At 68.0% G+C, this 12,149-nt stretch carries 9 protein-coding genes and 1 other RNA gene; 6 read left to right on the top strand and 4 right to left on the bottom strand.

Features of this window, described 5'->3' with window-relative positions:
* Positions 1-13 precede the first annotated feature (13 nt).
* Positions 14-1,132 carry a signal recognition particle-docking protein FtsY gene (gene ftsY / locus SOM28_RS12295; protein WP_123069411.1) on the bottom strand — a complete coding sequence of 373 codons (1,119 nt, stop codon included), beginning with the start codon at positions 1,130-1,132 and terminating at the stop codon, positions 14-16.
* A 107-nt stretch (positions 1,133-1,239) separates the two neighbouring features.
* Positions 1,240-2,952: a thiamine pyrophosphate-binding protein gene (locus tag SOM28_RS12290; protein ID WP_320468282.1), complete on the bottom strand. Its 1,713-nt coding sequence runs from the start codon at positions 2,950-2,952 to the stop codon at positions 1,240-1,242.
* 153 nt (positions 2,953-3,105) lie between these two features.
* Between SOM28_RS12290 and rnpB the strand changes: the two genes are divergently transcribed.
* The 6 genes from rnpB (at position 3,106) to SOM28_RS12260 (ending at position 9,929) form a co-directional block, all read left to right on the top strand.
* Positions 3,106-3,454: RNase P RNA component class A (gene rnpB, locus SOM28_RS12285), an RNA gene on the top strand.
* A gap of 96 nt (positions 3,455-3,550) precedes the next feature.
* Positions 3,551-5,041, top strand: a complete 1,491-nt coding sequence (glpK, locus tag SOM28_RS12280; RefSeq protein ID WP_320468281.1) for a glycerol kinase GlpK — start codon at positions 3,551-3,553, stop codon at positions 5,039-5,041.
* A gap of 173 nt (positions 5,042-5,214) precedes the next feature.
* Positions 5,215-5,724 (top strand): Csu type fimbrial protein, encoded by a 510-nt coding sequence (locus SOM28_RS12275; RefSeq protein WP_123069408.1) that lies wholly within the window; start codon positions 5,215-5,217, stop codon positions 5,722-5,724.
* 11 nt (positions 5,725-5,735) lie between these two features.
* Complete coding sequence (locus tag SOM28_RS12270; RefSeq protein WP_320468280.1) at positions 5,736-6,455, top strand: fimbrial biogenesis chaperone; 720 nt, start codon at positions 5,736-5,738, stop codon at positions 6,453-6,455.
* 13 nt (positions 6,456-6,468) lie between these two features.
* The gene (locus SOM28_RS12265) at positions 6,469-8,901 is read left to right on the top strand and encodes a fimbria/pilus outer membrane usher protein (protein ID WP_320468279.1); all 2,433 of its coding nucleotides are present in this window, start codon (positions 6,469-6,471) and stop codon (positions 8,899-8,901) included.
* Between the two features lie 17 nt (positions 8,902-8,918).
* Entirely contained in the window at positions 8,919-9,929 is a 1,011-nt protein-coding gene (locus tag SOM28_RS12260; RefSeq protein WP_320468278.1) for a Csu type fimbrial protein, read from the top strand.
* 187 nt (positions 9,930-10,116) lie between these two features.
* On the opposite strand, the gene SOM28_RS12255 is transcribed toward SOM28_RS12260, so the two are convergent.
* On the bottom strand, positions 10,117-10,884 hold the full coding sequence (locus SOM28_RS12255; RefSeq protein WP_183407402.1) for an ABC transporter permease: 768 nt from the start codon (positions 10,882-10,884) through the stop codon (positions 10,117-10,119).
* A 2-nt stretch (positions 10,885-10,886) separates the two neighbouring features.
* Positions 10,887-12,113, bottom strand: coding sequence for an ABC transporter substrate-binding protein (locus tag SOM28_RS12250; RefSeq protein WP_123069404.1), 1,227 nt, complete (start codon positions 12,111-12,113; stop codon positions 10,887-10,889).
* Between the last annotated feature and the right edge of the window lie 36 nt (positions 12,114-12,149).

Genomic DNA, 12,149 nt, shown 5'->3' with positions numbered 1-12,149 from the left:
GGTCCCCGTTCCGTCAGCCGAGCAGCGCTTCGACGAATTCTTCGGCGTTGAATGGCTGCAGGTCTTCCAGCTTCTCGCCCACGCCGATGAAATACACGGGGATCGGACGGGTGCGGGCGATCGCCGCCAGCACGCCGCCCTTGGCGGTACCGTCCAGCTTGGTCACGACGAGGCCGGTCAGCTGCAGGGCGTCGTCGAAGGCCTTCACTTGCGCCAGCGCGTTCTGGCCGGTATTGCCGTCGATGACGAGCAGGGTCTCGTGCGGCGCGCCGTCCATGCCCTTGCCGATCACGCGCTTGATCTTCTTGAGTTCTTCCATCAGGTGCAGCTGGGTCGGCAGGCGGCCGGCGGTGTCGACCATCACGACGTCGGTGCCGCGCGCCTTGCCCGACTGCACCGCGTCAAACGCGACGGCGGCCGGGTCGCCCGAGGCCTGCGAGATCACGGTGACGTTGTTGCGCTGGCCCCAGACCATCAATTGCTCGCGCGCCGCGGCGCGGAAGGTGTCGCCGGCGGCCAGCAGCACCGACTGGTCGAAGCCTTGCATATGCTTGGCCAGCTTGCCGATGGTGGTGGTCTTGCCGGCGCCGTTGACGCCCGAGATCATCATCACCAGCGGTTCGTGGCGGCCCAGCTCCAGCGGCTTCTGCAGAGGCAGCAGCAGGTCGATCATCAGCTCCTTGAGCGCGGCCTTGACGGCGGCGGCGTCCAGCAGCTTGTCTTCCTTGACCTTGCGCCGCAACTCGCCCAGCAGGTGCTCGGTGGCGTCCATGCCGGCGTCCGACATCAGCAGCGCGGCCTCGAGTTCCTCGTACAGGTCTTCGTCGATGCGGGCGCCGACGAACAGCAGGGACAGGTTGCTCGAGGTCTTCGACAGGCCGGCCTTCAGGCGCGTCATCCACGAGGTCTTCTTTTCAGCCTCGGTGGTCGGGCGTTCGGCGGTTTCGGGGAACAGGTTGGCGCCTTCGTGCAGGACGCTGGCTTCGGCGACCACCGGGGCCGCGGCGATCGGCGCCGGGGCAGGCGCGCGGACGGGCGTGGGGGCGGGTGCGGGCGCAGGCGGCGCGGCCGGCACGACCGGTTCCGGCGCCGATGCGTCGGGCGCTTTTTTTCTCTTGAAGAAGCTAAACATAGTGTCTGGTGGCGGGACTGCGTGCGGACGCCGGCATGGCCGGCGATGAAAAAACTAGCGAATATTTTACCAGAGTAGCAATACAGAGCCCGATTGCACACACGTGTTCAGCTGCCGGCCCTCGCGCTTTCCGCCTGCTTGCGGATCGTGTCCAGCGTGGCGTTCGGGGTGATCAGGTTGCCGTCGTAGCGCAGCTCGATCACGGCCGGCAGCTTGTGCTGGTCGGCGTGTTCGAGGGCGCGCTGCAGCGCCGGCGCGAAATCGGCGGTCCTGTCGACGACTTCGCCATGGCCGCCGTAGGCGCGCGCCAGGGCGGCGAAGTCCGGATTGTGCAGGCCGGTGCCCGACACGCGGCCCGGATAGCTGCGTTCCTGGTGCATGCGGATAGTGCCGAACATATTGTTATTGAAGACCAGGATCACGACGCCGGCGCCATACTGGACGGCGGTCGCCAGTTCCTGGCCCGTCATCATGAATTCGCCGTCGCCGGCGAAGGTCACCACGGCGCGCTCCGGCCACACGATCTTGGCGGCCACACCGGCCGGCACGGCGTAACCCATCGCGCCATTGGTCGGCGCCAGCTGGGTGCGCATGCCGCCGTAGCGATAGAAGCGATGCGCCCACGAGGCGTAGTTGCCGGCGCCGTTGGTGATGATGGCGTCGTGCGGCAGTTGATCCATCAAGTCCTGCACCACCTGCCACAGGTCGAGCGGCACGCCTTCCTTCAGCAACGCGGGCTGGGCCTGCCAGGCGGCCAGCTCCATCTTGGCCTCGGCCACGCTGTCTTGCCAGGCCGTGGCGTCGCTTGGCTCCATCGCGGCCAGCATGGCGCAGGCTTGCGGCATGCCGCTGGCGATCATCAGTTCGGCCTGATAGACGCTGCCCAGTTCTTCCGGGTCCGGGTGGATATGGACCAGGCGCTGGCGCGGCACCGGCGAATCGAGCAGCGTGTAGCCGCCGGTCGTCATCTCGCCCAGGCGCGGGCCGATGGCGATCACCAGGTCGGCCTCTTTGACGCGCGCGGCCAGTTTCGGATTGATGCCGATGCCGACGTCGCCGACGTAGTTCGGATGCGCGTTGTCGAGCAGGTCCTGGAAGCGGAAGGTGCAGCCCACCGGCAAGTGGTTCGATTCGGCGAAGCGGGCCAGGTCGGCGCAGGCCTGCGCGTTCCAGGTGCCGCCGCCCAGCAGCACGATCGGCCGTTGGGCTTCTTGCAGCATGGCGCGCAGGCGGGCGATCTGCTCGCCCATTGGTGCGCCGTGCGATGGCTGGTAGGGGCGGGTGTCGGCGACTGCCGCCGTCGAGACCAGCATGTCTTCCGGCAGCGCCAGCACCACTGGGCCGGGACGGCCGCTGGTGGCAACCTGGAAGGCGCGCGCCATATATTCGGGGATGCGGTCGGCGCGATCGATCTGGGCCACCCATTTCGCCATCTGGCCATACATGCGGCGGTAGTCGATTTCCTGGAAGGCTTCGCGGTCGACGAAGTCGTTGCCGACCTGGCCGATGAACAGGATCATCGGCGTGGAATCCTGGAATGCGGTGTGCACGCCGATCGAGGCATTGGTGGCGCCGGGACCGCGGGTGACGAAGCAGATGCCCGGCTTGCCGGTCATCTTGCCGTAGGCCTCGGCCATGAATGCCGCGCCCCCTTCCTGGCGGTTGATCACGAAACGGATGTTCGAGTCGTGCAGCGCATCGAGCACGTCCAGGTAGCTTTCGCCGGGGACACCGAAGGCGGTGTCGACGCCGTGGACGTGGAGCGCATCGACCAGGAGCTGGCCGCCGGTGCGGGAAGGGTGCAGGGAAGTGGAGGGCATGGGGTGCGTCATCCTTGTCAAAGAGGCTTTCCGGGCATTCTAGGCGAGCGGCCCGGGGACGGCTTTTGAAATGGCGACATCAAATTACAGAAACGGCAAGGCCATGGCAGCGCGACGCCCGGCGCGACCCCGCATCGGGTACAATGCGCCCGTGAAGCAGGCCAGGCAGTCGCTGGTCCACGCCGCAAGGTCGTGGACGGGAGGAAGGTCCGGACTCCACAGAGCGGGGTGACGGTTAACGGCCGTCCGCTGAAAGCCGTCTGGCGCAAGCCAGCGGTATAAGGCGAGGAATAGGGCCACAGAGACGAGCGTATTAAGTTACGGTGAAACGCGGTAACCTCCACCTGGAGCAATTCCAAATAGGCACGCGTTGATGTTGCTCGCGGAGCGTGCGGGTAGGAAGCTTGAGCGCTGGAGTAATCCAGCGCCTAGAGGAATGACTGTCCATGCGTCACCGCAAGGTGGCGTTACACAGAATCCGGCCTATCGGCCTGCTTTACTTATAATTTTAGAGGCGCGTGATCCACGCGCCTTGTCGACGGTCGTCCCGGACCGCTGAGCCCTGGCGTTCCGCACGGCTGAGAGTCCGGAGACGCCATTGACGCAATACATCCTCGCCCTCGACCAGGGCACGACCAGCTCGCGCGCGATCCTGTTCGACCGCGCCGGCCTGCCGGTGGCCAGCTGTCAACGAGAGTACCCCCAATATTTTCCCCAGCCCGGCTGGGTCGAGCACGATCCGCTCGATATCTGGCATAGCCAGCTCGCCTGCGCGCGCGACGCGCTGGCGCAGGCCGGCGTCCAGGCCGCGCAGGTTGCCGCGATCGGCATTGCCAACCAGCGCGAGACCACGCTGCTGTGGGACCGCGCGACCGGCGAACCGGTGGCCAATGCCATCGTGTGGCAAGACCGGCGCACCGCCGGCGCCTGCGATCGCCTGCGCGAGGCGGGCAAGGCTACGTTGATCCAGGAACGTTCGGGCCTCGAACTCGATGCCTATTTCTCCGCCACCAAATTGCAATGGCTGCTCGACCACGTTCCCGGCGCGCGCAGCCGGGCCGACAGGGGCGAGCTGGCCTTCGGCACCGTCGACAGCTGGCTGGTGTGGCGCCTGTGCGGCCGCCACGTCACCGACACCAGTAATGCCGCGCGCACGATGCTGTTCAATATCCACACGCTGGCCTGGGACGAGGATTTGCTGGCGCTGTTCGACATCCCGCGCGCGCTGCTGCCCGAAGTCGTCCCCAGCGCCGGCGTCGTCGGGCTGTCCAATGAGGAATGGTTTGGCCATGCGATCCCGATCGCCGGCATCGCTGGCGACCAGCAGGCCGCCACCTTCGGCCAGGCCTGCCACCGCAAGGGCCTGGTCAAGAATACCTATGGCACCGGCTGCTTCATGCTGATGCATGCAGGTGATTCCGCGCCGGTCTCGCACAACCGCCTGCTGGCGACGGTCGGCTGGACGGTAGCGGGCCGCACCGACTACCTGCTCGAGGGCAGCGTCTTCATGGGCGGCGCCACCGTGCAATGGCTGCGCGACGGCCTGGGCATCATCCGCCAGTCGCATGAGGTCGAGGCCCTCGCCACCAGCGTGCCCGACAGCGGCGGCGTGATGCTGGTGCCGGCCTTCGCCGGTCTCGGCGCGCCGCACTGGGATCCGTATGCGCGCGGCACCATCCTCGGCATGACGCGCGGCACGGGCGCCGCCCATATCGCGCGCGCCGCGGTCGAGGCCATCGCCTACCAGAGCGCCGAGCTGCTGGCGGCGATGCAGAAGGACGCCGCCTGCGCCGTCACCGAGCTGCGCGCCGACGGCGGCGCTGCCCGCAACGACTTGCTGATGCAGTTCCAGGCCGACCTGCTCGGCGTCGAGGTGGTGCGCCCGCGCGTCACGGAGACCACGGCCCTGGGCGCGGCCTATCTGGCCGGCCTGGCTTGCGGCTATTGGGAATCGCTGGAGGCGATCGAGGCGCAATGGCAGGTCGAACGCCGCTATGCGCCGCGCATGGAAGCCGGCCGCCGCGCCGAACTGATGGCGCGCTGGGGACGGGCGGTGGCGCATGCGCGTTCATGGGCCACGCCGGAATGAGGCAATTTGTAGCATTTTCACCACGCTGTTGCATAAAACCAGCAAAATTGAAATAGTCAGCAAAAGTGATGAAAAGCATTTGATTCCGTACGGAAACGATGTATCATATTTTCCGAGTTGAGCAATTCTGTGCGCGTCATGGTGATCGCGCCCTCAACGACTGGAGAAAAAAAATGATGACGACCTCGAACCGTAACCGCGTATTGGCTGCTGTCCTGGCTGCCATCATGCCTTTCACCGGCAGCGCCGCTTTCGCCGCCACCAAGACCGCGACCTTCGACGTGACGATGCGCGTCGTTGCCGACTGCACGATCGCCGCCACCGGCATCGACTTCGGCCAGTCGGGCGTCATCACCGCGGCGATCTCGGGCCAGTCGAACATCAATGTGACATGCACCAACACTACGCCTTACAATGTCGGTCTGGATGCTGGCACCGGCGTCGGCTCGTCCGGCACCTCCCGTTTCCTGAACGGTAGCGGCGCGAACACCGACACCGTGAAGGTCAACCTGTACCGTGCCCCGGGCTCGGGCCTGTGGGGCAATACCCAGGGCACCGACACCCTGGCCGGCACCGGCAACGGCAATGCCCAGAGCCTGACCGTGTACGGCGAAATCCCGGTGCAGAAATCGCCGACCCCGGACAGCTATAAATCGACCATTACTGCGACCATCTACTTCTGATCGGAGTCTGCATGCGAGGTATCCGCTGCGCCGCTTTCGCGGCGGCCCTGTTGAGCTGCACCGTGGCGCAGGGCGCCAACCTGCAGATCTCTCCCGTCTCGATCAGCTTCCAGCCGGGACAGAACTCGGCCGGCATCCAGTTGCAGAACAATGGCGATACGCCCTTGTACGGCCAGGTGCGCGTGTACGCGTGGGACCAGCGCGACGGCGTCGATGCCCTGACCCCGACCACCCAGCTGGTGGCCAGCCCGCCGATCATCGAGATCGCCGCCAACAGCACCCAGACCATCCGCCTGGTGCGCCGCCCCGGCGCCGCCGCGGGCGGGGCCGAGCAGACCTACCGCATCCTGATCGACGAACTGCCGCGCGGCGACAGCCCGCAGAGCAACGTCGCGATCCGCCTCCAGTACTCGGTGCCAGCCTTCGTGCTGCCGGCCGACACCCAGGCCGCGCCGGCCCTTGAATGGAGCACCTTCCAGCGCGCCGGCGCCTGGCACCTGCGCGCCCGCAACAGCGGCGCCCTGCATGCCCAGATCGGCGCCACCAGCGTGCGCGTGGGCGAGCGCACCGTCGAACTGAGCAAGGGCCTGCTGGGCTATGCGCTGCCCGGCCGCGCGCGCGAATGGCAGCTGCCGCCCGACGTGGCCGGCGCCATGCCGGCGCCGCTGGCGATCCAGGCCACCGTGAATACCCGGCCGCAGTCCGCCAGCGCCGCCGTCGCGCGGGACTGACGCCCGTGCCGCGATGCTGACCGGCCGCCTGCCATGGCGGGTGCGGCCACCGGCTTGCCTGCCGGCGGGCGCGCTGGTCCTTGGCCTGGCCCTGAGTCCGATCGCCGCCGCCGTCGCCCAGACCGCGGCGGTGTCCGCATCCGCCCCCTCTGCATCGCCATCTACCGCCGCTCCTGCCGCGCAGCCGGTCGAGCTGTTCCTCGAAGCCAGCATCGACGGCCAGCCCACGGGCCTGCTCGTGTCCGTGTTCCAGCAGGGCGCGAGCTTGCGCATGACGGTCGACATCCTGCGCGAACTGGGCCTGGACCCGGCCCGCTTCGGCGTGGCCGGCCGCAGCGACTTCTTGCTCGACGAGGTGCGGGGCCTGCGCTGGGCCTACGACCCGGCCGCCCAGACCTTGGCCCTGACCCTGGTCGACACCCTGCGCGAGCGGCGCGTGCTGAGCGCGCACACGGCGCGCCCGGCCGGCGAGGCCCAGGCCAGCCGCGGCATGCTGCTCAACTACAACCTGTTCGGCCAGAGCACCGGCCGCTCGCTGGCCGGCACCCTCGACCTGCGCTACTTCGATCAACACGGTTCACTCAACAGCACCGGCGCTGCGGTGGTGCGCGGCGCCGGTCGCGGCTACACCCGCTACGACACCAGCTGGGTGCAATCCTCGCAGGACAAGCTGTCGACCTGGCAGGTGGGCGACATCGTCGCGCCGTCGCTGTCCTGGACCCGCGCCATGCGCCTGGGCGGCATCGAGTGGCGCCGCAACTTCGAGCTGCGGCCCGACCTGGTCACCTATCCGGTGGCCTCGGTGGCTGGTTCCGCCGTGGTGCCCAGCAGCGTCGACCTGTACGTGAACGGCGTGCGCCAGTTCAGCGCCGAGGTGCCGACCGGTCCCTTCGTGGTCGACCAGGTGGCGGGCCTGAACGGCGCCGGCCAGGCCACCGTGATCACGCGCGACGCCCTCGGACGCCAGGTTGCCACCACCTTGCCGCTGTATGTCGACACCCGGCTGCTGGCGCGCGGCCTGTCCGATTTCGCCATCTCGGCCGGCGCGCTGCGGCGCGACTACGGCGTGGATTCGTTCAGCTATGGCGGCCCGGCCGCGATCGCGTCCTGGCGCCACGGCTGGAGCGACACCCTGACCCTCGAAGGGCATGCCGAGGCCGGGCGCGGCCTGGTGCAGGCCGGCGGCGGAGTGCTCAAGCGCATCGAAGGCGCCGGCGTCGCCAGCGCCGCCCTGGCCGCGAGCAGCGGCCGCCATCGCGGCTGGCAGGCCAGCCTCGGCTACCAGTACGTGGCGCCGCGCTTCGCCTTCGACTGGCAGTCGGTGCGCGCCAGCGCCGGCTACGGCGACCTGGGCGTGCTCGAAGGCGTGCCGGTGGCGCGCGCCACCGACCGCGCCAGCCTGAGCACGAGCTGGCGCGGCAACAGCCTGAGCGTCAACCTGATCCAGCTGCGCTTGCCCACGCAGACCGGCCTGGGCCCGGTCACCGACCCGCTCGGCCCGATCGGCGCGCCGGAAGACACGCCGCCCGTCACCCGCACGGTCTCGCTGGGCTGGTCGCGCAGCGTCGGCCAGCGCGGCTACCTGAGCGTCGGCGCCTTCCAGGACCTGGAGCGCCGCACCGAGCGCGGCATCACCGCCACCTTCAGCATGGCCTTCGATTCGCGCGTCTCGTTCAACAGCAACGGCGGCCGCCAGCGCGGCGAGAAGGTGGGCGCGGTGTCGCTGTCGCGCGCCCCCGACTTCGAGGGCGGCCTGGGCTGGGCGCTGCAGGCCGGCACGTCAGGCGCGCAGCGCTACGACCAGGCCCAGGTCCAGTACCTCGGCTCGCACGGCCGCGCCGCGATCTCGACCCAGCGCGTGGGCAACAACCGCAACACCAGCATGGACTTCAGCGGCGCGCTGGTGGCGATGGACGGCGCCGTGGTCGCGGCGCGCCAGGTCGGGCGCGGCTTCGCCCTGGTCTCGGCCGGCGCGCCGGACCTGCCGGTGCTGCAGGATAACCGCCTGATCGGCCGCACCGACGGCAATGGCCGGCTGCTGGTGCCGGAGCTGCAGCCCTATGCCGCCAACCGGATCTCGATCGATCCGTCGTCGCTGCCGCCCGACACCCGGGTCAGCGAAAGCAATATGGACGTGGTGCCGCGCCAGTATGCCGGCGTGGTCGCGCGGTTCGAGATCGAACGCTATGCGGCCGCGACCCTGATGCTGGTGGGGCCGGACGGCAAGGCGCCCGAAGTCGGCACCCGGGCGCGGCTGGAAGGCGGTGCGCAGGACGCCATGGTCGGTTACGATGGGGTGCTGTTCGTCGAGGGATTGAAGGAAAACAACCGCGTGCTGGTCGGCGCCGGCAAGGATGCCTGCGAAGTGCGTTTCGTGTACCGCGCGGTGGCGGGTGAGCTGCCGACCATCGGACCGCTGCAGTGCCGGCCCGTGCCTGGAGAATGAGAATGAATGAAACGACGATGTCTTTGCGAGCAACCGCGCTGCGTGCGCGCCTATTGCGGCTGGCGCTGGCGTTCGCAGCGCTGTGGCTGCTGGCCATTCCCGGCGCCCGCGCCGACAACTGCACCGCCACCATGACCGACATCGACTTCGGCGTGATCAGCCCGCTGGCCAGCACCGATTACACGGCGCGCGGCACGCTGACCGTGACCTGCTTCTGGACCCTGGGACAGTCGCCGCTGCTGCTGCCGGCCGCCAACGTGTGCGTCAACCTGGGCGCGGGCAGCGGCGGCGGCACGGGCGATCCGCGCTACATGAACAATGCCGGCCGGCGCCTGGGCTTCAACCTGTACGCCGATCCCTCGTACACCGCGGCCTGGCTGTGGGGCAGCAATACCAGCACCATCGGCGCCAAGCCGATTTCGGGCACGTTGATCGGCCTGCTGGGGCTGGGCGGGGTGACGCAGAGCGTGACCATCTACGGCCGCATTCCCGCGTCCGCGCTGGCCGGCGTGGGCACGACCGGCAACGTCGATACCCTGTACACGGCCAGCTTCGCCGGCCACGGCACCTTGCAGTACGTGTTCGGCATCGACAAGTCGTGCACGGCTGGCGTCACCGAGGCCTTCTCGTTCCAGGCGCGCGCCACCGTCACCAACAACTGCCTGATCGGTACCAGCAACCTGACCTTCGGTTCCGGCAGCCCGCTGGCCGAGATGCGCGCGACCGCGCCGCTGAGCGTCACCTGCACCGCCGGCAACGCCTACCAGATCTCGCTCAACGGCGGCCAGGCAGGCAATCCGGCCGCGCGCACCATGAAGAACAGCGTCACCGGCGAGACGATGGGTTACCGGATATCGTCCACGCTGAACGGCACGGTTTGGGGTGACGGGACCGGCGGCACCACGGCGTACGGCGGTACCGGCAGCGGCAGCGCGCAGAACGTCATGATGTACGGCCTGGTGCCGCGCCAGCGCGCGCCGACGCCCGGGGATTACCGCGACACGGTGACGGTGCTGCTCACGTTCTGACCAGACAAAAAAATCCCCGCGCGAGACGTGGAACAGCTGGGGTCAGGTCTGACATTTGGACACGAGCTCAGCCTTCAAGAGCGTTTTGTTGTCGAGGCCGTGTCTGAATGTCAGACCTGACCCCGGTGTTGCGTGACCCCGGTGTTGCGCAAAAAAATCCCCGCGCGCGGCGGGGGAGGGCAGGGGTTCAGCGCAGCGGGTCGGACGGCACCGAGTGCAGCCAGCGCGCGTGCACGAAGCGCGCCGCGTAGTCGAGCGCATAACCGAGCAGGCCGATCAGGATGATGGCGGCCGTCAGTTCCGAATACGCCAGGCGGTCGCGCGTATCGAGGATGAAGTAACCGAGGCCGGCGGACACGCCCAGCATCTCGGCCGGCACCAGCACGATCCAGATGATGCCGATCGCCAGGCGCACGCCGGTCAGGATTTGCGCCGTGATCCCCGGCAGCACCAGGCGCCAGATCACTTCCCATTTGGTGGCCGACAGCGAGCGCGCCAGCAGCATCCAGTTGGGGTCGAGCTGGGCCACGCCGGCGGCGGTGCTGAGCATCAGCGGCCACACGGCGGCAAAGGCCAGCAAAAAGTAGACCGGCGCGTCGCCGACGCCCAGCACCATCACCGCCAGCGGCATCCACGACAGCGGCGAGACCATGCGCAGCAGCTGGAACAGCGGCGTGCTGGCCTGGCTGAAGGCTTTCGACATGCCGACCAGGATCCCGAGCGGCACGCCGAACAGGATCGCGAAGCCCAGGCCCACGGCCACGCGCTTCAGGCTGGTGGCCACGTGCAGCCAGATGTCCGGCCCCAGCACCATCACGTGCAAGGCCTTGAAAGTCTCGACTGGCGCGAACATCGCCGCGATCGGCGTGGTCTCTTCAAGCCCCTTGACGCCCCAGGACCACAGCAGCAGCGCGATCGCAAAGCCGGCGACCGGCCACAAGAAACGTCCCAGCATCGTCAGACCGCGATCGTCTCGGTACGCAGCAGGTTGGCCGGCAGGCCGAACTTGGCCGGGCCGCCCACCGCCTGGATCGATTTACGCACGAAGCGGTCGTCCACCAGGTCGCGCGCCACGAACTTCGGATCGAGCTTGGCCAGGAAGCTGATGTCGCCTTCGACCTTTGTCTGGCCGATGGCGCGCACTAGTTCCTCGGTGTACGAGGCGAAGGGGAACGGCTGGAAGTCGATGCGGCGCTGGTTCCACGCCGGGTGGGCCACGATGCGGCGCTTTTCGTAGTCCGAATAATCGGTGGTGGCCAGCACCTTGGTCAGCGCCTGCAGATTGTGCGGCGTGTACTTGTTGGGGCCGGTCGCGGCCAGCAGCTTGGCCGTTTCCACCTGGTTCGAACGCGACCACAGCTGGGCGTTGACGATGGCATTGGTCACGCGCTGCGACCACTCCGGCTTGTCGTTCAGGTCGCGCTCGGCCAGGAAGGTCACGCAGCAGGCGTGGTTCTTCCAGACGTCGCCCGAGAACCGCAGCACCTTGCCGATCTTCGCATTCTCGGCCGCCGCATTGAACGGCTCGGCCACGATATAGCCGGCGATCGACTTGGTCGCCAGCGCCGACACCATCTCGGACGGCGCCAGCACAATGAGATTGACTTCATTGGGCTTGAGCGCGGCGCCGCGTGCGCGGGTGACCACGCTCAGCTTGTTTGCGGTCAGGATCTTCTGCAGCAGGATGTTGTGGATCGAGTACCAGAACGGGATCGCGACCGTCTTGCCGCCCAGGTCGGCCACCGAATTGATCTCGTTCTGCACCGTCAGCGCCGAACCGTTGATGTGGTTCCAGGCCACCACCTTGGCCGGGAATTTCGAACCGTAGCGCACCCACAGGGTCGCCGGCGACAGCAGGTGGATCACATTGACCTGGCCGGCCACGAAAGCCTCGATGATCTGGGCCCAGCTGCGGAACAGGCGCGGCGTCTCGACCTTCAGGCCCTGCTGCTCGAACAGCTTGCGGCCGTGCGCCACCAGCAGCGGCGCGGCATCGGTGATCGGCAGGTAGCCGATCTTGACCGGCTGGTCGTCGCCCTTGAAGTTCTGCGCTGCGGCGTCGCCCGCGAACAGCAGCGGCGACGCCGCGGCCGCGCCGGTCAGGGCCGACATGCGCAGGAAGTCGCGCCGGGTCATGCCGCAATCGCAGTCGGAAGAAGCGCAGATGTGGATCGAGTCGTTCATGGGTTTTCCTTTTATTTATTGTGCTTGCGTGGTTCG

Source organism: Massilia sp. CFBP9026 (genome assembly GCF_034045165.1).
Lineage (GTDB): Bacteria > Pseudomonadota > Gammaproteobacteria > Burkholderiales > Burkholderiaceae_D > Telluria > Telluria arenae.
This window is presented reverse-complemented; position numbering and strand designations above follow the sequence as displayed.

What these genes read in the sequence shown, in the direction of transcription:
- SOM28_RS12265 (WP_320468279.1), top strand. Translation starts at nt 6,469, where the DNA reads ATGCTGACCGGCCGCCTGCCATGGCGGGTGCGGCCACCGGCTTGCCTG.
- SOM28_RS12250 (WP_123069404.1), bottom strand. Translation starts at nt 12,113, where the DNA reads ATGAACGACTCGATCCACATCTGCGCTTCTTCCGACTGCGATTGCGGC.
- SOM28_RS12290 (WP_320468282.1), bottom strand. Translation starts at nt 2,952, where the DNA reads ATGCCCTCCACTTCCCTGCACCCTTCCCGCACCGGCGGCCAGCTCCTG.
- ftsY (WP_123069411.1), bottom strand. Translation starts at nt 1,132, where the DNA reads ATGTTTAGCTTCTTCAAGAGAAAAAAAGCGCCCGACGCATCGGCGCCG.
- SOM28_RS12270 (WP_320468280.1), top strand. Translation starts at nt 5,736, where the DNA reads ATGCGAGGTATCCGCTGCGCCGCTTTCGCGGCGGCCCTGTTGAGCTGC.
- SOM28_RS12255 (WP_183407402.1), bottom strand. Translation starts at nt 10,884, where the DNA reads ATGCTGGGACGTTTCTTGTGGCCGGTCGCCGGCTTTGCGATCGCGCTG.
- SOM28_RS12260 (WP_320468278.1), top strand. Translation starts at nt 8,919, where the DNA reads ATGTCTTTGCGAGCAACCGCGCTGCGTGCGCGCCTATTGCGGCTGGCG.
- SOM28_RS12275 (WP_123069408.1), top strand. Translation starts at nt 5,215, where the DNA reads ATGATGACGACCTCGAACCGTAACCGCGTATTGGCTGCTGTCCTGGCT.